Raw genomic sequence first — 25,482 nt, 5'->3', positions numbered from 1 at the left:
TGCTCTAACCACGCCCCGGTCTCTGGGGCTATTCTTATGCCCAACAGGAGGAGGCGACTAGCATGCGAACCCTGACCGAATACACGCCAACCCGGTTCATGGCTGACTGCTCTCGCTATGACAGGCGTAAGGCCGATTTCGCGGTTGCTTTCATTCAAGCGCTCAAGCACACGAAAGGCCGCTGGTCAGGTAAACCATTCCAGCTCATCGATTGGCAAGAGCAAATCATCCGTGACCTATTCGGCACTATCAAACCAGATGGCTACCGACAGTTCACCACCGCCTACGTTGAAATACCCAAGAAAATGGGCAAGTCCGAGCTCGCTGCCGCTGTTGCGCTACTGCTGACATGTGGGGATGGGGAAGAACGCGCCGAAGTCTACGGGTGCGCGGCAGACCGCCAGCAAGCCTCGATCGTTTTCGAAGTCGCAGCCGACATGATCCGCATGAGCCGCGCCTTATCCAAACGCGTGAAGATTCTGGCTAGTCAGAAACGGATCATCTACAAGCCCACTAACAGCTTCTACCAAGTCTTGTCAGCTGAGGCGTATTCGAAGCACGGATTCAACATCTCCGGCGTCGTCTTCGACGAACTCCACACCCAACCCAACCGGGCACTCTTCGACGTTATGACCAAGGGATCTGGTGATGCTCGCACCCAACCGTTGTACTTCCTCATCACCACCGCCGGAACCGATACCCATAGCATTTGCTATGAGCAGCATGAAAAAGCCACAGACATCCTTGCTGGTAAAAAGCATGACCCGACGTTCTATCCAGTGATCTATGGTGCCGACGCGCAAGATGACTGGACAGATGAGAAGGTCTGGGCGAAGGCTAACCCGTCTCTGGGAATCACTGTCCCGATCGAAAAAGTCCGCCAAGCCTGCACGAGTGCGAAGCAAAACCCTGCCGAAGAAAACACCTTCAGACAGTTACGACTCAACCAATGGGTCAAACAAAGCGTGCGGTGGATGCCCATGCACGTCTGGAACCAAAACTCAGCGTCCGTTGATCTATCTGATCTGGAAGGCCGGGTTTGCTTTGGCGGGCTCGACCTCGCCTCCACGACAGATATCACAGCATTCGTCCTCGTCTTCCCACCCCAAACAGGTGACGAATCGTATGTGATTGCGCCGTGGTTTTGGATACCGCAAGACAACCTCAAACTCCGTGTGGCTCGCGATCACGTGCCCTATGCCTTATGGGAACAGCAAGGGTTCCTGCAGACCACGGAAGGAAACGTCGTCCACTACAGTGCTATCGAGGCATTAATCGAAGAACTAGGCACACGGTTCGATATTCGGCAGATCGCGTTCGACCGGTGGGGAGCAGTCCAAATGAGCCAAAACCTCGAAGGACTCGGTTTCACCGTCGTTCCCTTCGGGCAAGGATTCAAAGACATGAGCCCACCATCAAAAGAACTCATGAAACTCGCCCTAGAAGGCAAGCTCGCCCATGGCGCCCACCCAGTGCTGTCATGGATGGTAGACAACATTCACGTGCGCACCGACCCGGCAGGCAACATTAAGCCTGACAAGCAAAAGAGCACTGAGAAGATCGACGGGGTTGTCGCTACGATCATGCCCCTCGACGGAGCAGTCAGATGCGGCGCTGGACACGTCAGTGGCAGCGTTTATGACGCGCGAGGAATACTTGTTCTATGACTTAGGGATACGATCTCGCATTCGGTTACGTCTGGATTCGATCCTTCTAGTCATCTCGATGAGCAAGCCGCGCCATTCCTCAATGGATGCTGGTTTGTTTGACGGGAGATTTAATACACAGCCGGTCTCGTCGAGCCAATCACTCAAGAACAACGCATCACCATTCTCAAGGCTCGCATTTATGAGCCGATGAAATGGTGTGCCGACATCGTAAGCAGACTTGTAAGTGAGCGGTTTAGTCGGATTGAAGTGTTCGAAGTATAAGCGAAGAGTTTTGTCCCAATAATCTTTTGTGGGTAGGGCTCGCGCCGAATTGAAACCGTCAGGTACAACGATCAAGTTTGCCAGTGTATATGCGGATCGAACGAACTCTTGAAGGGAGCTATCGGCAAGTATCTCAGTGAACTCGTCGAAGTGGATCAAAAGTGCTTTGAAAGTCTGTTCAGTTACAGCATTGCCTTTGAAAGTGTTCTCTATGTGCGGCTTCGCCCACCACGTGGATGTACCGTACTGGATTTGGAGACCTTGCTTCAATGTATTCCAGACGGAACACATCCAGTCACCCTGCACGTACTTGATGGGATTTTGACTGAACCTCTCTGGGCATGGTCTTAGCTCCATGCCGATCCCAGCAAGCATGGAGCCCCACATCAACTGGTAAAAGTCTCGGCACTCTTTGGAACTGTCAGGATCTTTTACGCCGCCACCTGCTCTGTATTTCAGCCATGCTTTCACGTGCTCAGAACTAGCTTTGCCCGATAGTTCAGGGGCTAGCAAAAACGTTTCTATCGAGTGAGTGCTCATTTCTCTATTTAATCAGAACGGAAGTGAAGTTACATGGGACTTTTTGACTGGTTGCGTGGCGACACTACCCGCACCGCTGACGATCACGCGATCAGCTCTGGCTACAGCTTTTTCTTCGGGGCGACCTCGTCGGGCCGTCCGGTGACGGAGCGCAGCGCGATGCAGATGACCGCCGTCTACAGTTGTGTGCGGATTTTGGCCGAAGCTATTGCTGGTCTGTCGTTGCATGTTTACCAGCAGAGTTCTGATGGTGCGAAGGCGAAGGCACTGGATCATCCGCTTTATAGGTTGTTGCATGATGAGCCGAACCCGGAGATGACATCCTTTGTTTTCCGTGAAACTCTCATGACGCACTTGTTGTTGTGGGGTAACGCGTTTGCTCAAGTGCTCAGAAACGGCCCCGATGAGGTCATCGGCCTGTATCCGCTCATGCCAAGCCGAATGACAGTTGGCCGTGATGAGGCTGGACGGTTGTATTACGAGTATCAACGCACGTGGGATGAACCAACGGGTAGGTTCGAAAACTTCACCCTTGACGCGCGGGACGTGTTGCATATTCCTGGTCTGGGTTTTGATGAGTTGGTTGGGTATTCGCCGATTGCGATGGCCAAGAACGCCATCGGCTTAGCTCAGGCTACCGAGGACTATGGGGCGAGCTTTTTTGCTAATGGTGCGGCTCCGGGTGGTGTGCTCGAACACCCAGGCACGATTAAGGATCCGGCCCGCGTTCGCGATTCCTGGCAGTCCACCTTTGGCGGCGCGAGGAATGGTAACAAGATCGCGGTGTTGGAAGAGGGCATGAAATACACGCCTATTTCTGTCTCTCCTGAGCAGGCGCAGTTTTTGGAGACACGGAAGTTTCAGATCAATGAAATCGCGCGTATCTTCTGCATCCCACCACACATGGTCGGAGACCTCGAAAAATCCAGCTTCTCTAACATCGAACAGCAGTCATTGGAGTTTGTGAAGTAGACGCTTGATCCGTGGGTTATCCGCTGGGAACAAGCCATTACTAAAACTCTCCTGAGTGACCGTGAGAAACCACAGGTCTAGGTGAAGTTCAACCTCGAGGGGCTCTTGCGTGGGGATTACAAGTCGCGGATGGATGGGTATGCGGTGCCTCGGCAGAACGGGGTAGAGGCCTGGTTAGTGGCAATAAAGTCAGATTTAGTGGATGACGCCGAAGCTAAGCGTACTTTGGAGAGCGTCGCTACAGTAGTTGATCAGGTTTTTGTTACCACCCAAGATGATTCGCAAAGTTTTACTGAGTTAATCAATGCGCTTGGCAGTGGAAAGACTGCCGTAGTCTTTGGTCGCTCAGGTGCTGGAAAATCTACGATGATTAACCTGCTTACCGGCGCTGTTTTAGCTACCGAGCAGGTGCGTGAAGGTGATGGTAAAGGCCGGCATAAAACTACGCGCCGGACACTACACACTCATAATGGATTAATTTTGATTGATTCGCCTGGTGTACGCGAGATCGCCGTCGTCGAAGATGAAGAATCAATCGCACGTGTTTTCAGCGATATCTTGGATGTTGCGCACGGGTGCTTTTTCTCGGACTGTACCCACACGGTTGAGCCAGATTGTGCGGTGCACGCGGCAATCGAGGAGGGCGCCTTGGACGCAGCGCGGCTGGATCGGTATCGTCTGAAGATTTCTTTAAGAGTAGTCTATCCGGTGTTGATTCTCTTTCTATACGCCTTACCTTTATAAAACACTGGCGTAGCTGGGTTTTCGATCCAGTTAGGTTAGGTGTCGAGCGTGTTTCTGTATGTTTATGTCAAGTTCTCGACGATGTCGAAACCTTGACGTAACCCCATTACGCCTCCTTCAACTGGCGTCAGTGTCTCGGTCACTGCCCATAGCTTTGCCCTTGATCCAGTATGCCTGCGCATGCATGAGGTCTTTAGAAATGCCTACCTCTTTAAGTAGGTAGCGCCGGGTTTTCAAAAGAATTTTCGCCTCGCAAATCAGATGCGGGAACCATCCATCCCAGGAGAATTGCTGTGCTTTTTCTAAGAGAGCAACCGCGTTGGGTTCTACCCAATCTACGGTGAGATTTCGGTGGCTGTGGATTGGGATCTCATGGTCGCTGGGATGCCAATCAAGCATCCATATTTTAACCGGGAACTTCTCTGCAAGTTGGTCGATCATCGCGTTGACGTAGGGGATGCCAGCAGCATCGGCGATGAACACAAACCCTTTCGGGGCTGGTTGGGGGATTGCAAAAGGTGCTGAGCCATAATACGAGGCATCGAAACTGTCGCCAACTTTGGCATTGCCTACCCAGGAACTAGCTGGTCCGGCTGGCTGGTGAAGCAGAAACAATAGCGTGAATTCCCCAGTCTCATAGTCGACATCGGTCAAGGTGTATCCACGCATCGATTCTTTCGCAGGTCTATCTGGATGCGGGAACCAACAACGTAAATATTCACCTTCCGCAGGTCGGTGGGTACGAATAAAATCCGGTGAGGAGACCCGCACGGCCTTCATCGTCGGACTGAGCATCCATACCTTAGTCACAGTGCAGGGAAGATTTTCTGCCCGCAACATTTTCATGATTGCCCCGTAAACGCCTTTGCCCATTGTTCTACCTCCTAAGCAGTTGAGTGCGAGTTCGGTGCCACACAGCTAATTTCGGTGCCCACAGCTAATTTTGACACATTTAGATCTACTAGCCAAGGTTAGCCTAACCTAAGCATATAGTAAGCTCATTATTCAGTTTGAGGGTCTCCATAGTTCTGGCATATGTTAAAATGAAGCGAATAGAAATCAGCACATAAAGTGGTTTAAGAACCAGCGGTAAGATGCGTGGTATTGGCACTAACGAAGTTGAGGAGTAGACGATGGCGTCAAAGAACAAACATGGTTTCAAAAACGAAAACGATGAATATTCCCAAATCTATGCTTCTGGAAGTAACTGGTGGCTGTATATAGGTATGTCCCTAGGTGCATTGGTAGGATTAATCGCTTACGTAGAGCATTGGATTAGTTAGGATATCGAACGAAGGCTGTTGGTAGCGCCTAGTACACTCCTCAGCTTTTCGGCGGATTTTTCCCTTGGAAAATAAACGTATCGAGGAATTGTCGAGCTCGTTGGCTACCAGGATCGGTAAAGAATTTCTCTGCGCGTGCCACCTCTTTGATACGCCCGTGATCCATAAATATGACGCGGTCAGCTATTGCGCGGGCAAAAGCCATCTCATGGGTGACGAGCAACATCGTCATTCCATCATGAGCAAGATCGATAATGACGTCGAGAACTTCGCGAACCATTTCTGGGTCAAGCGAAGCAGTTACCTCATCGAGAAGAAGGACATGGGGATCCATCATCAGCGCGCGCACGATCGCCACGCGTTGCTTTTGCCCACCAGAGAGTTGGCGCGGATAGGAATCTGCGCGGTCAGCTAGTCCCACGCGCGCTAGCAGAGCTAAAGCTTGTTCCCGTACCAGCGCGCGATCCTTTCCCCGCACAACTCGTGGTGCGAGCATAAGATTATCCAAGACGCTAAGATGGCCAAAAAGATCATAGCTTTGAAACACCATACCTACATCTTGGCGCACCTCCTCCCACCGCACTTTTTCTGAACTAACAGTAGTGCCGTTGATTTCGATACTCCCTGAATCGATCTTCTCTAATCCATTAATCGTGCGCAGTAGCGTCGATTTACCGCAGCCCGACGGTCCGATAATCGCCACTACTTCACCACGCAATACCTCAAGGCTGACGTCTTGCAGCGCGCGCACTGCGTTATCGTAAGTCTTGGTGACGTTGCGCAACCGAACCGCCGTCGTCGACTCAATAGTATTCATAACTCCTCCATCAAGAAACGTGCCCCCATCTGTGTTCGAGTCGTCGCGAAAACCACGCGATAGGGAAGCAGACGAGAAAATAAAGAACGAAAATTGTGCCGTAGACCCACAACGCAGCCCCCGGATGTTCAAACCGATTAGCGTCGATGATTTGCTGGCCTACTTTGAGTACTTCAACTACTCCGATAAGGGCTACCAGCGAGGTGGTTTTAATCATGCGGGTAGTGAGATTAACTGTGGTGGGAAGAAGTGAGCGCACAGCTTGCGCAATCACCACATAATAATGGACCTGCATCGGCCGAAGACCCAACGCAAGCGCCGATTCATACTGATGCGCAGGAACCGCACGAATCGCTGCGCGCACTAGATCGCCCATCTCCGCCGAACCCCAAAGGATAAAAGCGAAAATCGCTGCGACCTCCCCGGAAAGATTAAGGTTAAAATCGCGGGCGAGGGAGAAGAACACAATAAAAAGCACGACGATTTGTGGCATGAGGCGCATCGCCTCCACATACACTTTGAGAATAAACCGAACCCATGTGTGCTTAGAAGTCATTGCGATACCGAGCGGGATACCGAGTGCGATACTGCCTGCCATTGCAATGAGTGCGATCCGTAGCGATACCCACAATCCGCTCAAAAGCCGGACAAAGTTTGAACCTTCAAAAAGAACGCTGGCATTAACTTGTGTTATAAATTCACTTGCCCACAAGCCCATGGCGAACCCTCCTTTCCAGCCCCACTGCAAGTAAGACGATCGGCACGAGGATAACCGCATACGAAACTACAAGTAGTGCAAGGGCCTCATTCGTCGTGTACGTATTACCGATTTGCTCTTTGGCAACGTAGACCAGATCAGGAAGCGCGACAACGCTCACCACCGATGTTTCTTTAATTAAAAATATAACGTTAGCCATGAGTGCGGGCAGAGCGTATGCGAGGGCTTGAGGTAAAACAACGTATCGAATAACCTCTTGACGTTTCATCCCCAATGCAAGCGCCGATTCTCGCTGCACCTTTGTCACCGATCCGAAACCCGATCGCAGAGCTTCGATCATGTAAGAGCCACCGAGGAAGGTTAAACCAATAATTGCTGCACTCTCCCCGTCGAGCACAATACCCAGCTTAGGTAGTCCAAAATAGAGGAAGAAGAGTTGGACAAGCAGGGGCGTATTACGGGAAATTTCAACGTAGCCTGTCACTATCTGGCCGATGACCGGCACGCGCAGCTCTCGAAGGGACTCACAGATGAGACCCACCACGAACGCTAACGCAGTGCCGATCACACCAATGCGCAGGGTGAGCAGGGCCGCTTGTACGTAGAAAGGCAGCCACTGCTCTAAAACTGCGATATCCATCTAGCGTTCGCCGCCCTCAACAACGAGCGAATCAGGATCTACGGCAGTGCCATACACCGGGCGCAACGTCGATTCAAAAGCCTTGTGGAAGAACTTTTCGGGAGCAAGAGCATCCAGCTCGTTATTCAACCAGGTGCGCAATTCGGTGTTGCCCTTGCTAACTGCAGGAGCGATATAGGACTCCTCGCCAAAATTATCGATCGACGTGACCCAATCAGATGTTTGACCAGTCCAGGCAAGCGCTTCAGTATTGTCAGTTACCCAAGCGTCCGCGCGGCCGTCTGCAAGTGCGTTTGTCACTTCAGTGTACTGCTCAAACTTGGTGACCTTAAGGTTCGGATAATTTTTGGCAAGGAATGTATCGGCGGTGGTTCCTTTAACGACGACGACGTTGCGCTTATCGATGTCTTTCGCGACAGTTAAGGGGTTATTTTGCGGAGTGGCGACACCCAGCGCCACTTTCATGTAAGGGTCGGCAAAATCTACTTTTTCTGCTCGCTCATTAGTGACAGTGAAGTTAGCGAGAATTATATCTACTTTTCCAGATTCAAGGAATTCGACGCGTGATGCGGCTTCGACTGGAACCCATTCGACGTCAACACCTAGGTCTTGTCCGATCCGTTTGCCAAATTCTACGTCATATCCCACGTATTCACCTTCAGAGTTCACCGATCCAAACGGTGCTTTATCGGAGAAAATGCCGATGCGTATCGTTGCGGAGTCTTGAATTTCTTTTAGGCTACGAAAGTTGGTGGAGTTGGCAGGTGAGACCTCACTAGAAGGTGAGCCTTGCTGTGGAAGCGGTGTTGAAGTAATGCTAGGAGAGCAGGCAACTAGGAGCATCATCAGAGCACTAATGGTTGTGAGAACGAAACTGCGGCTACGGTGGTTTCTAACAATGTTGTTATTCATGAGATTCCTTCTCAAAACAGCAGGCTGAGAAGGACTACCGAGAGGCCTAGCTCAGCCTCAATCGGTACATAGGAAAATACGCAACGCTATATAAGCGTGCTAGGGGAGACCGCGAGACTGTACGTGTCACAACACGTACAGCACGTCGTTATCGCGATAAAACCCATAGCATCAGGATATTACTTTGATCTTCAACTACATGAGTTGTGCAGTAGAAAGTGCGCTACTTCACCACAGATGGTTAGCCGCCGTCAGGCAGTGTCATTGATTCTTCTTACGCCTGCTACGTGCTCGTATGCTCTCGATCCGGCGTGGTCGCAATCCCTGTGGATGTTTCATCAACCAGCGCGAGCCGAACGATGATTCGTTTTCGATAGCAGACAGCGCAGCACGCTGTTGCTTATGGATCAGGCGTACCAAGTCACGTTGGGTTACCCATCCGGCAATTGTTTCATCGTCGTTAATGACGACGACGGCCGAAGCGTTGTTGTCGATAAGTGACGAAAGAACCTGGGTTGGGAGCATCTCGGGCGTGATATAGGTATGGTCTAAATCGATGGCGGACAGCGGGGTATCTGGCGAGATTCCCTCAGTCGATACATGCGCCCAGATTAACGCGGTGAAACAGCCGACGTATTTTCCGTCGTCGTCAGTAACTGGTATCCGTGTTCCTTGGGTGCGAACAAGGACGTGGTTTGCTTCGCGAATCGTTGCAGAAGTAGTGACCGTAGCAGGTACCGGCGTCATGAGCTTTGCGGCTGGGACGCGTCCAACTAAGGTGTTGTCAACCGGATCGTCGAGAATGTCGCCGCGCCGGATGAGCTTGGTTGTGTAGATCGTCTTACGGGTTAAGAACCGGCTGGTGGCGGTAGCTACCACCACAGCTAGCATCATCGGCATAATTAATGAATACTGTCCGGTCATTTCGATAATGATCAGAACGCCAGTCATGGGGGCGCGGGCAGCGCCAGCAAACGCTGCTCCCATTCCGATGACACCGAAAACTGAGGCGGAAGTGCTTGTCAGTGGCGCAATTGCCTGACCGAAAGCAGAACCGACCATCGCACCGATGAAAAGGGTGGGGGCAAAAACACCACCGGAACCACCGATACCGATGGTTGTGGCAGTAAATAGTGCACGCATGAGGGCTAAAAGTAGCAAGAATCCGATAGCGTATTTTCCTTCGAGCGCGTCAAGTTGAATCGGATATCCCGAGCCATACATTTCCGGCAAGAAATAGAGCATGACGCCGATTGCGATACCGCCAATGCCGGGGCGGGCCCATTCTGGTAGGTGATAGACGGAGTCGATGACATCTTCTACCGCATACAAGATCTTTGAAAATCCGAGGCCGGCTAGGGCTGCGATAAAACCGATGAGAATAATCAAGATGAAGTCAATGCTATTGCCGACGCGCAATACGTAGGGAATAGCGACGACGGGGACGTCGTCTAAGAAGGCATGCCCAACCAGCGAGGACGCAACCGCTGCGATCACGCACATGCCGAAAGTCTCGGCGGTGAAGTTAATCAAAATAAGTTCCAGTGCAAACACTGCGCCAGCTAGGGGAGCGTTGAAGGTAGCAGCAATACCGGCAGCACAACCACAGCCCACAAAGAGCACGACTTGGCGGGTAGTCAAATGTAACTTATTAGCGATCGATGAACCTAGGGCTGCTCCGACTTGAACAATTGGGCCTTCGCGTCCAACTGAGCCACCGCCGCCTAAGGTTAAGGCCGAGGCAATAATTTTCACTACTGCAACAGCGCCAGGAATTTTCCCGCCTTTACGCTTGACCGCTAACATGACCTCGGGAATACCGTGGCCGCGCGCTGAAGGTGCCCACTTCGTAATCATCGGGCCATACAAAAATCCGGAGATCGCAGGAGTGAGAATAACAAACCATGCGCCCCACCCTAAAAAGCCGTGGCTTGCGCCCGCATGTGCGGAATAGTCGGAGTAGCCGGTCATCAGATAGGTCCAGCCCTCGATACAATAATGGAATACGACAGAAGCTAAACCGACGACGGCGCCAATCACTGCGGCGATGACAGCTAACGTTGAACGATGGGAACCCAAGATTTTCGTAAAGGACTTCATACTGTCAGGTAGGCTTTCAGATACTGTTAAAAGACGAGTCTGATCATGTTTAGGATACACCTACCCACGGTGTCGTTGGCTCCCACGACGATGAGCCTTTGCGCTGCAATAGCAGACCAACCAACGTTTTTCCGCATTAATGTGCGCGATACGGATTTAGCGTGAGTTAGCAGACATGAGCAACGGAACACAAACTCTTCTCAAGAACCCTGTTCTGCAGCAACGTGTTGTGCAATAAGCTCACGTGCAGCCTCAGTGGCATCATCTATAGAGTCAAATAAATATTCCGGAGACGTAAGCGAAGTAATCACACCCACATTCTGTGCCGCCCGTACGTGCTCTGGACGTAAGCCCTTGATCATCGTCGTAATACCGCGTCGGTTCAGCTCGATAACCACCTCAGCGAGGTGCTTAGCTCCAGAAGCATCTAAAATCCCAACGTGAGACATAGATAAAATAACGACTTCAACAGATTGAGGCACCGTAGCTAATTCGGTGACAATGCGCTCAGCAGCGCCAAAGAACATCGAACCATCAAGACGGAAATAGACGATTCGTTCGTCGTTCTTCATTTTCTCACCCGGTAACGTCAACTGAACAACACCAGATAGTCGCGATAGTTGGTACATTGCCCAAAGAATAGCAATGACGACGCCGAAGGCGATAGCTGCTACAAGATCGAAAACGACCGTGATAAACGCCGTCGTCCAGAAAATAAGCCGATCTCCTCGAGTTGAGCCAGTAACTTGGCGAATCGTCGCGAAAGATACCATGCGTACCGCAGTAACAAGCAACACTCCAGCTAAGGCAGCTAACGGAATATGACTGACTAGGCCAGCTGCGAAGTACACGATTGCAGCGAGGAGAATTGAGTGGGTGACCGCAGATAATCGGCTTGTTGCTCCAGATTTCACATTGACGGCGGTTCGTGCAATGGCTCCGGTTGCCGGCATTCCGCCAAACAATCCTGATCCGATAGAAGCTAAACCTTGACCCACCAGTTCGCGATCAGGAGCATAAGAACCTTGCCCAGGCATCCCAGCAGCAACACGGGCCGAAAGTAATGATTCAATCGCAGCCAAGAGCGCAACTGCACATGCAGCTGGAGCAAGTTCACTGAGCAAATCCCAACGAATCAGTGGCAATCTCGGTGCAGGTAGTGAATCTGGAAGGGCGCCGATAGTCGGTATGGTTAATTTTGCGATGTAGGTAATTACCGAGACGACGATAACTGCAACCAAAGAGGCCGGGAACGTCGCAGAGATCCGCGAAGAACCAATAATGATCAGCATCGTTATCCCAACAATTGCGAGAGTGAACACCGAAACTGTCCAGTTCGCGTCAACGACGGCGAGATACGCACCACGAAGTGATTTGACGCCTGCTGGAATTCTTGTGCCCATCGCTAGCGGTATTTGCTGTAGGGCGATAAGTGTGGCAATTCCTAACGTAAAGCCTTCGACTACAGACCACGGAATAAGCGAAACGGCTCGGCCGAGCCCCAACAAGCCCAGAGCTAAAACTATGCCACCAGCCATAAGAGAAAGAAGCACGATGGAATTTGCGCCATGTTCGGCAACAATCGGGGCTAGAATGACGACCATTGCCCCGGTTGGCCCAGAGACTTGAACATGTGATCCACCGAAGATAGCGGCAATGAGCCCAGCAATAATGGCTGTGACTAGTCCGGCAGCTGCCCCGACCCCGGAAGAAACTCCGAATGCGAGGGCGAGGGGGAGGGCAACGATGCCAACTGTTAGCCCCGCGATCAAATCGTGTTTGAGGTTTGCGTGGAGGTAGTCATCTTTCGTAGGTAGTAGGGAATGTAGATGTCTAGTAACGGTGGAAAAATGCAACGAAAGATCACGACCTTTGAGCTTAAGAAACAAGGTGCTTTCAGGCGCTACGGAGCGACGTAAAATAAAGTGGGTTACTGTGCAAACTACGACTACTACGGATGCCTAGAACATTGTACATTATCCCAAAAAATACTAAAGAACTCAATTAACAATAGGGTAGCTCAATCGATTAGATCAACATGGTCTGCTCATTTTTATCGTGTGCAGCATAGGTTTTTACGCAATGATAGTTTAAACTTTATCTAGGCATGACAATCATAGGTATATTTAGAAAGCGCGGTCACTCTCGTGGGTGAAATTATCCAATTATTATGGACTAGACACTCGTTTTTCTTCGAGCTATTCCTTCAGCACCTCCTGATATGTTCGATCTCCATAATCATGGCCTGCATCATCGGAATCAGCCTCGGCGTCGGTGCTGCTGAGCGTAAACAAGCCAGTGGCATCGTAATGGGTACGGCAAATTTTGTTTACACCATTCCGTCGATCTCGATGCTCGGTTTTTTGATTCCACTAACCGGTATCGGCAATACCACCGCCATTATCGCTTTGACCATTTACGGTTTGCTTCCCATGGTTCGAGCAACCTATACCGGATTGACGAACGTCGATCCTTTGCTCGTGGAAGCCGCGCGCGGAATGGGCTCTACTCGCCGGCAACTGCTGTGGAAAATTAAGATGCCGCTAGCGTTGCCCGTGATTGTTTCGGGACTGCGGAATATGGTTGTTATGACAATCGCGCTTGCCGGTATTGCGTCCTTTGTTGGTGCTGGTGGCCTAGGCGTTGCGATCTATCGCGGTATTACCTTAAATAACACTGCTATGACGGTGGCAGGAAGTTTACTCATTGCTATCCTCGCGCTTGTCTCAGATGCTTTAATCGGCTTGTTTGCAAAACTTCTTGCACCGGGTGCTAAGCGTAATCGGGTCGCTGTTTCTGCGCTAGGAACCACGTTCTTGGCTGCTCTGCTTGTGCCAGTGGTGGTTGTGGGCGTTCAACAAAGTGGTACTACTATTCACATCGCTACCAAACCTATGACGGAACAATACATTATCGGTGAGATTTTAAAGCAAAAGATTGAGGCTGAAACTGACCTGAAGGTGCAGATTACTCAAGGCGTAGGCGGTGGCACGTCCAATATCCATCCTGGCATGGAGAAGGGTGATTTCGATATCTACCCTGAATACACTGGAACCGGATGGGCTGCAGTGTTAAAGCATGATAGCAACTACGCGCAAGCCGATTTCCCCAAGCTGGTTGAGCAGTATCAAAATGACTATGACATGGAGTGGATTACCTCATACGGGTTCCAAAATACCTATGGTATAGCGGTACCTGATGAACTCGCCAAGCAGTACAATCTGAAAACTATTTCGGATCTTGCTCCTATCGCAGACCAGTTAGTTTTCGGGGCGGAACCAGATTTCTTTGAGCGGCTTGATGGATATAACGGGCTTACCGCAGCCTACCGTATCGAATTTGGCAGCACCAAAGATATTGATGTTGGTTTGAAGTACGAAGCTATGCGTAGTGGGCAGATACAGGCGATGCCGATCTTTACAACTGATGGTGAATTGGCTGATTCTGGATTGACGGTGTTGGAAGACAACCTCGGTTTCTACCCAGCCTATGACTGCATGAACGTTATTCGCGGTGACGTCCTACGCATGTATCCACAACTGCGTGAGATTCTAGAGAGCCTAGAAGGAACGATTGACGAAGAAGCAATGATTTCAATGAACTCTCGAGTTGAGAACAATGGAGCTACTCCAGCTGAGGTAGCTCGAGACTTCCTTGCCACGTTAGAGCAGACGAAAGGGACCGCAAAATGACGACACACCAGCCCAATGAGGGCAGCGAAATCATGATTAGTTTTGACGACGTAAAAAAATCCTACGGAGATAAAACCATTATTGAATCGCTTTCGCTATCCGTAAAAAAGGGAGAGTTTCTGACGATCTTGGGAGAGTCCGGTAGTGGGAAGTCTACGCTCTTGAAAATGGTCAATGGGCTCGTGGCTCCAGATAGCGGGACCATCATGGTTGATGGAACGAAAGTTGCAACCCCTGCTCCCGCTACTAACGAATTAGTCAAATTGCGCCGTAGCATCGGCTACGCAGTTCAAGGTTCGGTCCTTTTCCCGCACCTAAGCGTGGCGCAAAATATCGGCTATGTCCCAAAGATTTCTGGTGCCTCAAAAGAAGAAATTAAAGCAGATATTGAACGAGCCATCAAGATCGCGGGTCTCGATCCGGAACTGTTGGACCGAATGCCTGCCCAACTATCTGGTGGACAAGCTCAGCGAGTTGGGATAGCGCGCTCGATTGCTGGGCGTCCGCGGATTTTGTTGATGGACGAGCCCTTTGGGGCAGTCGATGAAATTACTCGCAGATCGCTCCAAGATGAGATTGTCGACATCGTCGCACAAGAAGAACTGACCTGTTTATTCGTCACTCACGATACTGCTGAGGCACTCAAACTTGGTTCTAAGGTTCTGGTTCTCAAAGACGGGGCTATCGAGCAATACGATACTCCAGATGAAGTTGCTAACCACGGAACAACTGAGTACGTGCGCACGTTGATCAATCACTGATGTGCTCATCGACGTGAATCTGGCCGATTAGCTCCGATAATTTCAATACCTTCGTTGGTGCCGTGGTGGTAAAGACCTACCACGGCACCTTAAGCGTTAATCTTTGAATTAATCAAGTCAAGCAGACGTTGCGGGTCCTTGGCGCACTCTTCGATTTCTGCAGTGTTCACCAGTTCGTAGTCTGCTTCGTCGCTCAACATAATAATTGCCGGAGCATTAGTTGTTGCCATAACTCGTGCCGTACGAGCATCCATCTCATTTAAATGAACAGTCTCAAGAGGTAGCGGGGCTGCTGATGCGGCTTGCTTCCATGAGCTTTTCCCCAAGGGATTTAAACCATGGGTAATATCGCATAACGCGCACTGGGTTTTACCCATAATCTTGCCCATAAGGTAGGTAAGTTCACCCTGGAAACCACCATGGGCATTGTAGACGGCAATAAGTTTGGTGCTATTCATCGAGAACGTCCTTAAAAATTTGAAGTTGTTTGGGTTGGAGCAAAATAATCGAACCACGTTTCTGGGTGATCATTCCGCGACGTGCTAAGTCGGCCAGAGTTTTACTGACAGCTTCTCTGGTCGAGCCAGCCAAACTTGCTAATTGTTCATGGGTCATCGTCACTGTCAAATGATTTTTCCACGGGATAGACGACGGTTGTCCGGTTGTTAGCAGAAGTGAAGCCAAGCGCTGAGCAAGAGGCCGAAGCGCCATATCACTGAGCCGGTTCTCCAAATCAGTTACGCGTTTTGCCAAGATACGAGTAAGCTCTTGCGAAATACGAAGATCTGCCAAGAAATATGATTCCACGTCAGCCATACTGAGCTGGCATAGCGTAGATTCTTCAATTGCTTCTGCATAGCTAGAGCTAAGATACTGCCCGATAATGGGCATATTCCCAAAAATGTCACCCGGTCTATAGATTGCTAAGGTGAATGTTTTCCCATTGGGATTTATTTGGAAAATTCTTACTCGGCCAGTCTTGACAATAAATAACGTTACCTCTGGGCGAAGTGGATCGTAGATAATATGACCAGCAGTAAAAGTTTTGCGCGGCAGGATACGGTTAAACTCAATTAACTCTTCCTGCGGAATTTGGGTAAAAAGATCTACTTCACGCAAACATGGTTGGAATTGGTCACTATGCGAATGCATATCGCTAATTTCGGAAGTAGAACTTGTTCTGTTGCTGTGTGGGTTATTCACACTACAAGGGTAGGTCATGCTGTCTTGCTTGCCAAATAAGGCAGAAAAGCTTTAGCTGTAAATACAGTGATCATTGCGTAAATAATGTGACCCATAAGCGACATCATTGCTACCTGCCCAATTTGGAAGATAGGCTGGCCCATCATAAGAGGCATTGTTGTTAAAGGACCGATAATCCAAAGAGCTACTCCTAGACCTATAGCAAAGATAATCCGTTGTCCCAACGTTTGTGCAGGTATGAACGCCGAAAGGCCACCAGCGAGCAGACCGAAGGCAACAGATATCACCATATGTAGTGCGAAACCGATGACCGGAGATTCTGATCCGATCATCCCAGCGATCATGGGCAACATTCCCATCATCGACATCATCATTCCAAAAACGAGACCGCCGGCAATTCCTCCGATACCTCCAGCTGTAATATAGGAGATAAGTCGCGGCGAGATAGGATTGTGGTTAGAGGTATGAGTATTCATAATAAACTTCCTTATTTAAATAATGGGCGTGACGTTCATGCCCATTTTCAAAGTACGCGGCTTGTGTGCACAGTTCAGTAATCTAAAATACATAAGGATAGTTTGCGTCGATGAAGATTTTAGATCCCTGGTTCATAGCGTTTGGCGGGAATATTAAGCGAAAATATTTGTCATAGCTTGGAATGGTCGTATAAAGGTTGAACTGGTGGGGCAATAGAGACAAGAGAATGTGGCCGATCGTTTTGGATCGGCCACATTTCTTTTAGCTCGAAATTAGCTGTGGAACTTGCGAGAACTACGTGCAGCTACGCCAGCAACTACCAACGTAAGACTCAACAAGGCGAGTGCAATGGTCTCCACACCAGTGCGTGCCAGAGTTGAAGATGGAGTTGTGGCCATGTCCTTAGTGTTATCGGCTTTTGTTGTATTTGTTTGCTCAGCGTTCTTATCCGTGGTGGACTTTTCGTTGTGTTTGCCGTCTTTGTGGTTTGTCTGCACTCCGGGTGTGATTGTCTTGGCAGCTTTGACCACCCATGGAAGTTTGAAGCTTGCAGGGTTATCGACGCCAACTTCACTAAACTCCAAACTGTGCATACCGGCAACGAACTTAGCAGCAGTTTCTGCACTGATTGTGAGCTTTGCTCGACCGTCCTTAACTGTGACAGTTCCCAGTGAAATAGGATCAGAGCGTAATTCCACCTTCCACGTCGAGCCTTCGCGAGCATTGCTGAAGACGAATTCCACTACGGTTGGTGTGCCGTGAATGAAGGAATTGACGGGCTTGCCATTTTCGAAAGCTTCGACGCTCACAGCTGGATTTTCACTATCACCAGATTCTGGGGATTCAGTTTCCGGCTTGTCTGGTGTGGTATCGCCGGTGTTTGGCGTGTCTGGTGTGGTATCACCGGTGTTTGGTGTGTCTGGTGTGGTATCGCCGGTGTTTGGCGTGTCTGGTGTGGTATCGCCGGTGTTTGGCGTGTCTGGTGTGGTATCACCGGTGTTTGGCGTGTCTGGTGTGGTATCGCCGGTGTTTGGTGTGTCTGGTGTGGTATCACCGGTGTTTGGTGTGTCTGGTGTGGTATCACCGGTGTCTGGTTCCGGATCCGGATCGACGACGTCGGGTTGCTCAGGTTGCGGAGCAACTTCTTCTTTGAGTGTCAGATCCACTCGTTGATCCAAGGAGCGATCCACAACAGACAGCGCATGTGCTGCCATTGTGGCAACGAAATACTGCTTGCCTGGCTCAAATGTATGTGCTGAAACATCGAAGGTGGAGCTGAACTGACCATTGACGATATGGGACGCAGGAACATGAGTGTAAAATTTGTAGTCTTTAATCCGATTGACATCAGGAGTAGTACCTGGAGTCCATGCGGAGGTGTCTGCAATAACCACGTAAACGCCTAGGGTAGCACCGTCACCGAGGTATCCAGTGCCAGTGACTGTGAACGTGGTGGGCTTTGCCGGATCTATATCTGTAGTTGGTGATACGACGAGCTGAGGATCGGCGATTTCCGTGGGGTTCCCAATGGTAAATGCATCAGAGGTCAGAGTCTGTGACGACTGATTTCCATTAATGAGCTTGATTTGGGCATGGTAAACACCGGCGGGTAGGTTCTCGATCTTCCAGTTGGTTAGATCATCGTGAGCATAGTATTGCTTAATATGGCTCTTGAAGTTAGCACCGCATGCTTTGACGCATTCGATACGAATGAGATAGACAGCGTGCTCCGGTTCGTTACCCGTTGGTGCCCAGCTCACCGTCGCTACGTGTCCGTTGGGATGGACAAAGGCGCCAAAACCAGATTCGTCGATCTGCATTTTGAATGCTTCTTGATCAGCTGGAATGAGAACAGGGTCAGACAGTGGACTCCATTCACCCCAACCGCCAGCGTTTTGCGCACGTACTTGGATCTGGTAGCTCACGCCAGGAGTTAAGTCAGTGAATTTCCAATATTCTGGCAAAGGTGCGCTCATATCAACGGTGGCAAGGCGTGAGGTATCATCAGATCCCACCAGATTTGCCTCATAGCCCGTGATGGGTCCGCCGTCGGTCGGCTCAAACCAGAAAGCTTCAACTGCGGTGGTGTCACCGGAAAGTAAGCGAATAGTTAAGTTCTTTGGAATCGAAGGAGCTTGTACGGATGGCGTAGTCTCTGAATCAGTGTCGCTTCCGTTTTCTGGCGTGCTGCCTTCATCATCGGGCGCCGTGGTGTTATTGTCTGGGGGAGTTGCAGGATCTGTTGAAGGGGACTGGGCAATTGTGAAGCTATCTGAGAGAACTCCAGAACCGGGGAGCGGGTCAATACCCCAATTATCGAGTGCGTGGATGGCAATGTAATAGGTATGCCCTGCTTTTACTTGGTCCGGTCCAAATTCGACCGTAGTAGCTCGCACATTCCGAGCAATAAGAGTTTGTCTACCTTCCATTAAGGAAACACGGAATTCTCCACGGAAAGTAGCTGGGCGTTGCCAACTTACGTTAACTTGGTTGCCTTCGACAGTGACGACGACGTTTTGTGCGGCCTGTGGATGGTCTGTAGACGGCACTGGTACAACAATTGCAGTTGTAGATCCAGTAGATGTATCTGCTGCATATGCTGGAGCAATATGAGGATTAAATAGCAAAGCGCCAGTTGCTGCTAGTGCCAGACCAGTGCGCATCAGGCTTTGGCTAGTCTTGCGTAGCCGTACGGACATTACTTTCTCCTTTGAATGAATCACGGATTAGGGTGAATACTAATTCGCGTAGATAAGGTTAGCCTAACCTGACCTACGCCGATGAAGAGTTTATTTTACTAGGACGAAAATGTCTCGTTATGATGAGCTTTACTAACAGACGTAGCCGTTAGGTAGCGCGATGAATCTTATTGGTTGACGATTCAAACACGCTACGGAGGTAAAACATCGAAGGCTAAATTATATTAGAGTTGTTGAGTCTAATTTAGTCTAAGCAGGGAAGAGAAAGACTGTGGCTATATTTGGGTGGCGTCGTAAGAGTCCAGAATATCAAGCACGTGAGCAGGAAATCAGGGCTTTGCTTGATGCACTGCCACCACTAACTCGGCATCAAGATGACTTCTTTGATCTGGGCGCAAAACAAGCCGCACAAGCATGGATGGCTGGAGATTTTGATGCAGTAGATAGCATTTATAACTCACTTGTTGGCCTGGATCGTCCCCGATTTCTTATCGATTTCCATTTTTTAATCAAGCCGGTTCCTCCAGAACATCTCGCAGCTGCCCAAGCCCACGGTTCGATAGCTTCATTGCTCGGCGCAATCCAAGCTGCAGTTTGGGTTTCTGGTGAATATCGCGGGTATGGAACCATCGATACGGTAACTGAAGAAGGCGGAGAGGGGTTCGAAGACTATTCTCGTATTGCTATGAGATTAGCTTTGCAAGCGGCACAGCTTGACCCCACTGATCCGCATCCTCTCGTATTGGGGCAAGGTCCTACTCGAATATTTGATCGTAAGAAAGTTCTTGAGTGGGCCGAACTTTGGCAAGAGCGTGATCCGTGGAATTACGCCGGATGGTACATGTTGTTGGGAGTACTTGACTGGCGTTGGTTAGGTGAAGAAGATGATTTGCAAAATATTGCTTCTCATCTTGCACACAATGCTCCTGAAGGTAGTCCAGCCCTTGCGGTTTCTATGATTGCATTAGCAATAACATCAGTTACTTATCGAACTTTTGGTGAACTCTCTTACCCAAAGGTAGACGAAATTGTATGGCTTTCCCCGCAAGGTCAGCAAACTGTAGCTACAGCCTTCGAACGACTTGTTCCGCACATCGATATCACAGATCCGCTCGGTTTTTTGATGGTGAACTGGCTAGTTTACGGTACTTCTATGGCTTGTATGCCACAACTCTCCGTTAAACTTTGGGAGATGATGGACGGAAAGCTTGCCGTTGGTCTTTGGGGTATACGTGGTGAAGATTCACTCGAAACTGCGATCAAAGCTCGCGAGGATGCCTATCGGCAAGCCTATATCCAACTACATCCATTGCCTGAAGATAACCGTTGAAAGCATTACTTTAATTGGTGTTGCCGTCGAGCAACATCGGCCCTTGTAATGCCGAACTACAATTACCTACACGAGGCATCCTTACTAATAGATGACGACGTCGTTATCATCGACCGGATGAAAGTAGACGTATTTGAAGCCAAAGTTGAACGCGGTAATAAAACTTAGTGCGGTCACCAGCACAGATGAAGTTGAGATGACGCGCGGGTGTTCGAGCAGGGCGCGATAGCGTTGCCCATTGAACTCAACGAGTGGCTCCATGCTTTCTTTGACGATAAATAGGTCGGGTTTTTCGCGTTCTTTGAAAGCAATGAGTTCGGCAGTGAAGTCGCGTGCAGTGATGATTGGCTCCAATGGCTCGAAGAATTCCAGGCTCTTTGGAAGTGAGAACCGAGCATGCAAGTGTCGATTAACTATAGCTATCCGGTAGTTCGTGAGAACCAGATATCCGATCCAGAACAGCATATAGCTCGTTAGCACGAAAACGAAGAATCCCAGGCCGGCAAGCACAGTTGGCCACCAATGCGCTATAAACCCGATCACTGCACCAACTACTGCCATCACAGTACCGTGAACAGAGAGCTTGGCCAGCGGTGTCCAGTTGGTTGTTTTCAGCAGGCCGATAGTTGCGTAGGCCACGATAGCGTAGAGGGCATAGAAAAAGCGTTGAAGCGCGATAGCGGTGATCTCAGAATCGAACTGTGCAATGAAACCGGGAGTCCCCGGAGCGTAATCCGTCCCAGTTATTGCCGCGATGAGTAGCTCGGAACTGACCCCTAATCCAATGCCACACAGCCCGGCAATAGCTAGTGCCATGAACAAATTCTTTTTCACTATTGTTTATCCTTAAATGCTGAATCTGTATTTCTAAATTCCTAAACTGCGCTTGAACGCAGATAGTTGGCGCCGAGAAACGAAAAAGTGCATGCCGTTGTGGAGATGGACTCGGATCGTGCCGGTGACAGAAAAATCTAGATGCGATATCGCGGCAATATTGACGATCTCTGATTGCGAGATTCGAATGAAGCTAGTTCGTGGTAGCCCGCTTTCTAGTTCATATAGGCGTTTCTTCACCTGCCAGTAGCCCAGGTCGGTGCTCACCCACACGCTACGATCCTTGGTGAAGAAGGCAAAGCACTCTTGTGGAGTAAAAATGTGGGCTTCGTTGTCCCGAACACCGATAACATTAGCGCCGTCAGAGTTTTTGGTGCCTCGGGCAAGTTCTTCAATTGCCGTCACTGTAGCGTCAATAAAAGGTGTTGTGACGTCAACCGTCGCTTCGTCAAGTGTGTGATCGATAGTCAAGGAAAATTTCATCACTTTTCTTTCCGAGAATAAACCTACTGGTTATAGTTATAGTGTATCTGCATTGCCTATAGCCTCTCAGATGCCTAGTCGGTTGCTTTCGCCAGCTAACCGGCAGTGCGAAAGTGAAGAGCACCACGTCATCTTCAATGTGGCAACGGCACTAATCTCGATAAACTCCCAATTATGGATCACTCGCCTTTTTCTTCACCGCCGGTGCATTTTAGTGAGCATCGCCCATATATTCGATTTATTTTGAGTCGAGGAGCGGGAAAGGGCAGAGCGCACGCCTTAACCCAAGAAATCTTGCGCCACTACCCTCATGCGACCCATACTCGACTCGGGGATTCTCGCCCGGAATCAGGGCAGGTGACAATTTCGCTGACCCGCGGCCCCGATCATGTCCGCGAGCTAGCTCTCGAATGGGATAGATTTTGGGGTGACCAAGGTGTTTGCTACGTTGCAGGTGGCGATGGTTCGGTTAATGAGGTAGCCAGTGCCTTAGTAGGCAAAGGGTGTGCGTTTGGCGTTATCCCGGCTGGAACCGGAAATGATTTTGCGCGCAGTTTGTATCAGGGCGATGTTCGGCATCGCCAAGCCCTAGAGCTTGTGGCACAAACGAAACATAGTCAATTTTCGCCAATTGACGTTCTCAAAGTCAACGACCAATACTCAGTTAATGTTTTTTCCTTAGGTTATGATACCGAAGTCCTCCACGCGGCGATGCGTATCCAGCGTCGCATGCGCATGCTAGGCAGCAGTGCATACGTTGCTGGTGTCATGCGAACGTTGCTTCGGCGAAAATCGGTTCCACTTCACTTCGAGTATCTCGACATCTCCGGTCAACGAGTCATTGTCGACCAATCATGTATCGCCTTCGTGGTAGGAAACGGTCGAATGTATGGCGGCGGGTATCAACCGCTGCCACAGGCGTTGTTAGACGATTCGGTTGCTGATTTGTTCTATGCCGATCAAATGGGACTGATGCGCTTTGCTCGCCTCCTAAGTGATTATCGGTTTGGCCGGCACATCACCAAACCCGAAGCACACATGGCGCAAGTCCACGAGATCGACGTCGAACGCAGTGACGGCGAGCCGCTATTATGGAATGTCGACGGAATAGTGTGTGAAAGCCAAAAAGTTCATATCAAAACCATGCCCCATGCACTGACGCTAGCCAGATTGCCGTTAGGGGAGAACTAATGCGTGCATTGAGGTTATCTGCCTGTATCTTCGCTGGAGCCTTCCTCGGGGTTGTCATCCGCTGGACAGTCCTATGGATATTCCCCGATACCAACCTATGGCCCGTCTTTTTCATCAACATCGTGGGCAGTTTTTTGTTGGGCTGGTTCACCGGCCAGATCAATCACAGCCACTCATGGTCAAATGTCAGTGACCAAACACGTCTCTTCCTGACAACAGGTCTCTTAGGAGGTTTGACAACCTATTCAACCTTCAGCCTCGATATTGTTGGCCTAGCGGCAACACAGATAATCTGGGCACTGGGTTTTGCAGGATTACAGTTGTTCTTGGGAATCGGCGCAGCTATGTGCGGTCTTACCTTGGGAGCAAAGGCAGGCCGGCGATGATTGTTTTCATAGGAATTGCTGGCGGCTGCGGAGCTGTTGCACGATATTGGCTTGACACTGGAATTAAAAAAGCGATCTGTTCGCCCAATCCATTTTCTACGGCAGTGATCAACGTCCTTGGGTCGTTCATATTGGGCCTGATCGTAGCAGCCGAGCTCGATCCGATGTGGAGTGCTGTTTTGGGCCTGGGCCTATGCGGCGGTTTTACTACATTTAGTACCGCTAGTGTTGAAGTTGGCAACCTATTACTTGCAAAGCGACTGATATATGGATTGATCTATGGCGGTGCAATGTGTGTGCTCTGCGCTCTAGCTGCTGGTCTAGGAATTGTTCTCGTATCGGGGTAATGCTTACAGTGCATGGTTGATGACATTAAGTATTTGTGGTGATCTAGGCAGAAGGTAACGCTATGCATAATCGGATGCGTCAGGTTCTACAACGCAAGGATGAGATTCGTCGGGAACTGAACTGTCCAAACCAAACTCTTGAGCAGATACGTCAGGGCTATGCAATGAAACTGCGATGGTGGAACGACGGTGGGCCGCGGGTATCAGTACACCAAACTTTCGCTGGTAGTAACCGTGTTTCAGTGACGTTATACGGGCAGGACTTTAATTGCGGGCACGCGATTGTCTACGCCCATGGTGGCGGTTGGATTGTTGGACATAGTTCCACTCACGACCGATTGTTGCGGATGATCAGTGCTCGTTGCCAGTGCCCGGTCTATTCGGTGAATTACTCTCTTGCTCCGCAGGCGAAATATCCTACCCAGGTTCAGGAGGTTTCGAGTGTGGTTCGTGCAGTGGCGCCACGGTTTTCGCGCTTGGTGCTGATGGGCGATAGTTGTGGCGCAACTTTAATGATGCAAGTGTTTCGAGCTTTGTCACAACCGCTTTCACGCGACGACGGCGGTAGCACCGATGCGATGAGTGCGCAGATAAGCGGGTTGGTTTTGTTCTATGGAGCATACGGTTTAGAAGATTCACAGTCGCTAGCACAGTTTGGGGCATTGGATCCTTCGATGACACGCGCAGACTTGCGTGGATATGAAGAAGCTATTTTACCTAAAGGGCAAAGTAGGGACGTGCTAAATTTTCTTGACGGTCATTTGACGGGTTTTCCGCAAGCTTTCATTGTTGGTTGTGAATATGATCCACTTCGAGATGATTCTCGGGAGTTGGCATTGCGTTTAGAGCATGACAGTGTTCGGGCTGAGTATGTTGAACTTCCAGGCCTTATGCATGCGTTTTTGCAATATTCACGAATGTTGCCTGAAGTTAGCACGATAGTTAACCGCGTGGCGCAATGGATTGATTCCATTGCGCCACGCGGTAGTAGATAATTGTAGAGATTATTTGCGACCGTAGCGACGGTTGAACTTCTCGACTTGGCCAGCAGTATCGAGGATGCGGCGCTGTCCGGTATAGAACGGATGTGAGGCGCTAGACACTTCGATGTCAATGACTGGGTAGGTGTTGCCATCTTCCCACTCGATAGTGTTTTCGGAAGTCAGCGTAGAACGAGTTAAAAACGTATAATCTGCTGAACGGTCGCGGAAAACGACTGGATGATAGTCCGGGTGAATTCCTTTTTTCATAGGTTCCTCCTTATTAGCAATACTGAAGAACTATAGCAATAATGAGAACTATTCGCAATAGTGCGTGTCTCAGTCCGTGAGCATTTGATAAATTTAGCTGGCATCTTAATGTAATAGTGTGGTCTAATCGTGTGCTATTAGGTTTAGTTTCAATATCACTGAAAGGAGACGT

General features: G+C 49.8%; 25 protein-coding genes. 10 read left to right on the top strand and 15 right to left on the bottom strand.

Annotated elements, in window-relative coordinates:
• Positions 1 to 62: 62 nt before the first annotated feature.
• Entirely contained in the window at positions 63 to 1,667 is a 1,605-nt protein-coding gene (locus NG665_RS05280; RefSeq protein ID WP_252672626.1) for a terminase large subunit, read from the top strand.
• On the opposite strand, the gene NG665_RS05275 is transcribed toward NG665_RS05280, so the two are convergent.
• Positions 1,662 to 2,471 carry a hypothetical protein gene (locus tag NG665_RS05275; RefSeq protein ID WP_252672625.1) on the bottom strand — a complete coding sequence of 270 codons (810 nt, stop codon included), beginning with the start codon at positions 2,469 to 2,471 and terminating at the stop codon, positions 1,662 to 1,664. The genes NG665_RS05280 and NG665_RS05275 overlap by 6 nt on opposite strands.
• Before the next feature lie 33 nt (positions 2,472 to 2,504).
• Here NG665_RS05275 and NG665_RS08800 point away from each other — a divergent pair, with 33 nt between their 5' ends.
• A complete protein-coding gene (locus NG665_RS08800) occupies positions 2,505 to 3,443 on the top strand; it encodes a phage portal protein (protein ID WP_252672623.1) in 939 nt (312 codons plus the stop codon).
• Positions 3,444 to 3,524: 81 nt separating this feature from the next.
• Positions 3,525 to 4,187, top strand: a complete 663-nt coding sequence (gene rsgA / locus NG665_RS08795; protein WP_252672621.1) for a ribosome small subunit-dependent GTPase A — start codon at positions 3,525 to 3,527, stop codon at positions 4,185 to 4,187.
• Positions 4,188 to 4,304: 117 nt separating this feature from the next.
• Here the strand turns inward: rsgA and NG665_RS05260 are convergent, their stop codons facing one another.
• From NG665_RS05260 to NG665_RS05230, 7 genes are all read right to left on the bottom strand, one after another.
• Positions 4,305 to 5,060 (bottom strand): siderophore-interacting protein, encoded by a 756-nt coding sequence (locus tag NG665_RS05260; RefSeq protein ID WP_252672620.1) that lies wholly within the window; start codon positions 5,058 to 5,060, stop codon positions 4,305 to 4,307.
• A 450-nt stretch (positions 5,061 to 5,510) separates the two neighbouring features.
• Positions 5,511 to 6,287: an amino acid ABC transporter ATP-binding protein gene (locus NG665_RS05255; RefSeq protein WP_252672618.1), complete on the bottom strand. Its 777-nt coding sequence runs from the start codon at positions 6,285 to 6,287 to the stop codon at positions 5,511 to 5,513.
• Between the two features lie 10 nt (positions 6,288 to 6,297).
• Positions 6,298 to 7,005 carry an amino acid ABC transporter permease gene (locus tag NG665_RS05250; RefSeq protein WP_252672616.1) on the bottom strand — a complete coding sequence of 236 codons (708 nt, stop codon included), beginning with the start codon at positions 7,003 to 7,005 and terminating at the stop codon, positions 6,298 to 6,300.
• The gene (locus NG665_RS05245; RefSeq protein WP_252672615.1) at positions 6,986 to 7,645 is read right to left on the bottom strand and encodes an amino acid ABC transporter permease; all 660 of its coding nucleotides are present in this window, start codon (positions 7,643 to 7,645) and stop codon (positions 6,986 to 6,988) included. The genes NG665_RS05250 and NG665_RS05245 overlap by 20 nt, the downstream gene beginning before the upstream one ends.
• Complete coding sequence (locus NG665_RS05240) at positions 7,646 to 8,557, bottom strand: transporter substrate-binding domain-containing protein (protein WP_252672614.1); 912 nt, start codon at positions 8,555 to 8,557, stop codon at positions 7,646 to 7,648.
• A 261-nt stretch (positions 8,558 to 8,818) separates the two neighbouring features.
• On the bottom strand, positions 8,819 to 10,657 hold the full coding sequence (locus NG665_RS05235) for a chloride channel protein (RefSeq protein ID WP_252672613.1): 1,839 nt from the start codon (positions 10,655 to 10,657) through the stop codon (positions 8,819 to 8,821).
• Positions 10,658 to 10,857: 200 nt separating this feature from the next.
• Positions 10,858 to 12,546, bottom strand: a complete 1,689-nt coding sequence (locus NG665_RS05230; protein ID WP_252672612.1) for a SulP family inorganic anion transporter — start codon at positions 12,544 to 12,546, stop codon at positions 10,858 to 10,860.
• A gap of 351 nt (positions 12,547 to 12,897) precedes the next feature.
• Here NG665_RS05230 and NG665_RS05225 point away from each other — a divergent pair, with 351 nt between their 5' ends.
• Together NG665_RS05225 and NG665_RS05220 are read left to right on the top strand one after the other, a co-directional pair.
• On the top strand, positions 12,898 to 14,349 hold the full coding sequence (locus tag NG665_RS05225; RefSeq protein ID WP_252672611.1) for an ABC transporter permease/substrate-binding protein: 1,452 nt from the start codon (positions 12,898 to 12,900) through the stop codon (positions 14,347 to 14,349).
• A complete protein-coding gene (locus NG665_RS05220; protein ID WP_252672610.1) occupies positions 14,346 to 15,110 on the top strand; it encodes an ATP-binding cassette domain-containing protein in 765 nt (254 codons plus the stop codon). Before NG665_RS05225 ends, NG665_RS05220 begins: the two co-directional genes overlap by 4 nt.
• An 89-nt stretch (positions 15,111 to 15,199) precedes the next feature.
• Here NG665_RS05220 and NG665_RS05215 read toward each other — a convergent pair whose 3' ends face one another.
• From NG665_RS05215 to NG665_RS05200, 4 genes are all read right to left on the bottom strand, one after another.
• Positions 15,200 to 15,568 (bottom strand): hypothetical protein, encoded by a 369-nt coding sequence (locus NG665_RS05215; RefSeq protein WP_252672609.1) that lies wholly within the window; start codon positions 15,566 to 15,568, stop codon positions 15,200 to 15,202.
• Positions 15,561 to 16,262, bottom strand: coding sequence for a Crp/Fnr family transcriptional regulator (locus NG665_RS05210; protein WP_252672608.1), 702 nt, complete (start codon positions 16,260 to 16,262; stop codon positions 15,561 to 15,563). Before NG665_RS05210 ends, NG665_RS05215 begins: the two co-directional genes overlap by 8 nt.
• 65 nt (positions 16,263 to 16,327) lie before the next feature.
• Positions 16,328 to 16,789, bottom strand: a complete 462-nt coding sequence (locus NG665_RS05205) for a DUF1440 domain-containing protein (protein ID WP_252672607.1) — start codon at positions 16,787 to 16,789, stop codon at positions 16,328 to 16,330.
• Between the two features lie 273 nt (positions 16,790 to 17,062).
• Entirely contained in the window at positions 17,063 to 19,489 is a 2,427-nt protein-coding gene (locus NG665_RS05200; protein ID WP_252672606.1) for a fibronectin type III domain-containing protein, read from the bottom strand.
• A 271-nt stretch (positions 19,490 to 19,760) separates the two neighbouring features.
• Here NG665_RS05200 and NG665_RS05195 point away from each other — a divergent pair, with 271 nt between their 5' ends.
• Complete coding sequence (locus NG665_RS05195) at positions 19,761 to 20,819, top strand: hypothetical protein (protein ID WP_252672605.1); 1,059 nt, start codon at positions 19,761 to 19,763, stop codon at positions 20,817 to 20,819.
• 84 nt (positions 20,820 to 20,903) lie between these two features.
• Here the strand turns inward: NG665_RS05195 and NG665_RS05190 are convergent, their stop codons facing one another.
• On the bottom strand, positions 20,904 to 21,653 hold the full coding sequence (locus tag NG665_RS05190; protein ID WP_252672604.1) for a DUF3021 family protein: 750 nt from the start codon (positions 21,651 to 21,653) through the stop codon (positions 20,904 to 20,906).
• 33 nt (positions 21,654 to 21,686) lie between these two features.
• Complete coding sequence (locus NG665_RS05185) at positions 21,687 to 22,136, bottom strand: LytTR family DNA-binding domain-containing protein (protein WP_252672603.1); 450 nt, start codon at positions 22,134 to 22,136, stop codon at positions 21,687 to 21,689.
• Positions 22,137 to 22,310: 174 nt separating this feature from the next.
• On the opposite strand from NG665_RS05185, the gene NG665_RS05180 reads away from it, so the two are divergent.
• From NG665_RS05180 to NG665_RS05165, 4 genes are all read left to right on the top strand, one after another.
• Complete coding sequence (locus tag NG665_RS05180) at positions 22,311 to 23,327, top strand: diacylglycerol/lipid kinase family protein (RefSeq protein ID WP_252672602.1); 1,017 nt, start codon at positions 22,311 to 22,313, stop codon at positions 23,325 to 23,327.
• Positions 23,327 to 23,713, top strand: coding sequence for a fluoride efflux transporter FluC (locus tag NG665_RS05175; RefSeq protein ID WP_252672601.1), 387 nt, complete (start codon positions 23,327 to 23,329; stop codon positions 23,711 to 23,713). The genes NG665_RS05180 and NG665_RS05175 overlap by 1 nt, the downstream gene beginning before the upstream one ends.
• Positions 23,710 to 24,060: a fluoride efflux transporter FluC gene (locus tag NG665_RS05170; RefSeq protein ID WP_252672600.1), complete on the top strand. Its 351-nt coding sequence runs from the start codon at positions 23,710 to 23,712 to the stop codon at positions 24,058 to 24,060. The genes NG665_RS05175 and NG665_RS05170 overlap by 4 nt, the downstream gene beginning before the upstream one ends.
• A gap of 62 nt (positions 24,061 to 24,122) precedes the next feature.
• The gene (locus NG665_RS05165) at positions 24,123 to 25,055 is read left to right on the top strand and encodes an alpha/beta hydrolase fold domain-containing protein (RefSeq protein WP_252672599.1); all 933 of its coding nucleotides are present in this window, start codon (positions 24,123 to 24,125) and stop codon (positions 25,053 to 25,055) included.
• A gap of 9 nt (positions 25,056 to 25,064) precedes the next feature.
• Here the strand turns inward: NG665_RS05165 and NG665_RS05160 are convergent, their stop codons facing one another.
• Entirely contained in the window at positions 25,065 to 25,310 is a 246-nt protein-coding gene (locus tag NG665_RS05160; protein ID WP_204423266.1) for a type B 50S ribosomal protein L31, read from the bottom strand.
• Between the last annotated feature and the right edge of the window lie 172 nt (positions 25,311 to 25,482).

It is taken from the genome of Arcanobacterium pinnipediorum (assembly GCF_023973165.1).
GTDB lineage: Bacteria > Actinomycetota > Actinomycetes > Actinomycetales > Actinomycetaceae > Arcanobacterium > Arcanobacterium pinnipediorum.
The sequence above is the reverse complement of the archived record's forward strand: the minus strand, read 5'-3'. Positions and strand labels throughout refer to the sequence as shown.

Bases quoted from the DNA above. Each gene is read 5' to 3' on its own strand.
- NG665_RS05280 (WP_252672626.1), top strand. From the start codon at position 63: ATGCGAACCCTGACCGAATACACGCCAACCCGGTTCATGGCTGACTGC.
- NG665_RS05275 (WP_252672625.1), bottom strand. From the start codon at position 2,471: ATGAGCACTCACTCGATAGAAACGTTTTTGCTAGCCCCTGAACTATCG.
- NG665_RS08800 (WP_252672623.1), top strand. From the start codon at position 2,505: ATGGGACTTTTTGACTGGTTGCGTGGCGACACTACCCGCACCGCTGAC.
- NG665_RS05260 (WP_252672620.1), bottom strand. From the start codon at position 5,060: ATGGGCAAAGGCGTTTACGGGGCAATCATGAAAATGTTGCGGGCAGAA.
- NG665_RS05255 (WP_252672618.1), bottom strand. From the start codon at position 6,287: ATGAATACTATTGAGTCGACGACGGCGGTTCGGTTGCGCAACGTCACC.
- NG665_RS05250 (WP_252672616.1), bottom strand. From the start codon at position 7,005: ATGGGCTTGTGGGCAAGTGAATTTATAACACAAGTTAATGCCAGCGTT.
- NG665_RS05245 (WP_252672615.1), bottom strand. From the start codon at position 7,645: ATGGATATCGCAGTTTTAGAGCAGTGGCTGCCTTTCTACGTACAAGCG.
- NG665_RS05240 (WP_252672614.1), bottom strand. From the start codon at position 8,557: ATGAATAACAACATTGTTAGAAACCACCGTAGCCGCAGTTTCGTTCTC.
- NG665_RS05235 (WP_252672613.1), bottom strand. From the start codon at position 10,657: ATGAAGTCCTTTACGAAAATCTTGGGTTCCCATCGTTCAACGTTAGCT.
- NG665_RS05225 (WP_252672611.1), top strand. From the start codon at position 12,898: ATGGCCTGCATCATCGGAATCAGCCTCGGCGTCGGTGCTGCTGAGCGT.
- NG665_RS05220 (WP_252672610.1), top strand. From the start codon at position 14,346: ATGACGACACACCAGCCCAATGAGGGCAGCGAAATCATGATTAGTTTT.
- NG665_RS05215 (WP_252672609.1), bottom strand. From the start codon at position 15,568: ATGAATAGCACCAAACTTATTGCCGTCTACAATGCCCATGGTGGTTTC.
- NG665_RS05210 (WP_252672608.1), bottom strand. From the start codon at position 16,262: ATGCATTCGCATAGTGACCAATTCCAACCATGTTTGCGTGAAGTAGAT.
- NG665_RS05205 (WP_252672607.1), bottom strand. From the start codon at position 16,789: ATGAATACTCATACCTCTAACCACAATCCTATCTCGCCGCGACTTATC.
- NG665_RS05200 (WP_252672606.1), bottom strand. From the start codon at position 19,489: ATGTCCGTACGGCTACGCAAGACTAGCCAAAGCCTGATGCGCACTGGT.
- NG665_RS05185 (WP_252672603.1), bottom strand. From the start codon at position 22,136: ATGAAATTTTCCTTGACTATCGATCACACACTTGACGAAGCGACGGTT.
- NG665_RS05180 (WP_252672602.1), top strand. From the start codon at position 22,311: ATGGATCACTCGCCTTTTTCTTCACCGCCGGTGCATTTTAGTGAGCAT.
- NG665_RS05175 (WP_252672601.1), top strand. From the start codon at position 23,327: ATGCGTGCATTGAGGTTATCTGCCTGTATCTTCGCTGGAGCCTTCCTC.
- NG665_RS05170 (WP_252672600.1), top strand. From the start codon at position 23,710: ATGATTGTTTTCATAGGAATTGCTGGCGGCTGCGGAGCTGTTGCACGA.
- NG665_RS05165 (WP_252672599.1), top strand. From the start codon at position 24,123: ATGCATAATCGGATGCGTCAGGTTCTACAACGCAAGGATGAGATTCGT.
- NG665_RS05160 (WP_204423266.1), bottom strand. From the start codon at position 25,310: ATGAAAAAAGGAATTCACCCGGACTATCATCCAGTCGTTTTCCGCGAC.